The following is a 273-nucleotide window of genomic DNA, read 5'->3' as shown; positions in this document are numbered from 1 at the left end:
GGCCGCGCTCGGCGGCGTCGTCCCAGCCCGGCAGGCCGCTCGATTTGCTGAGCTTGACGCCGACGATGGTGCCGTCGGGTGCCAGGCTGACTTCGAACTCGGCCGCCGGATTGCCGTTCACGGTGTCGGCATCGGGGAAGGTGATGTTCGGACGCACGGCGGCGGCAATGCGTCCGGCATAGCCGCTCGACGGGCCGGAGGAGCGTTGCGCCGTGCCCTTCGAGTCATCGGCGCCGCTGGCGCCGGCCAGGCCCTGCATGCGCTTGAGCGTGG

1 protein-coding gene is annotated in these 273 nt (G+C 71.8%); it reads right to left on the bottom strand.

The window, feature by feature from the left end:
• A partial coding sequence (locus DBV14_RS33030) for an energy transducer TonB (protein WP_148092467.1) occupies positions 1-273 on the bottom strand: 273 nt, incomplete at both ends.

The sequence above is a fragment of the Variovorax sp. KBW07 genome, from assembly GCF_003852515.1.
GTDB lineage: Bacteria > Pseudomonadota > Gammaproteobacteria > Burkholderiales > Burkholderiaceae_C > Variovorax.
The sequence above is the reverse complement of the archived record's forward strand: the minus strand, read 5'-3'. Positions and strand labels throughout refer to the sequence as shown.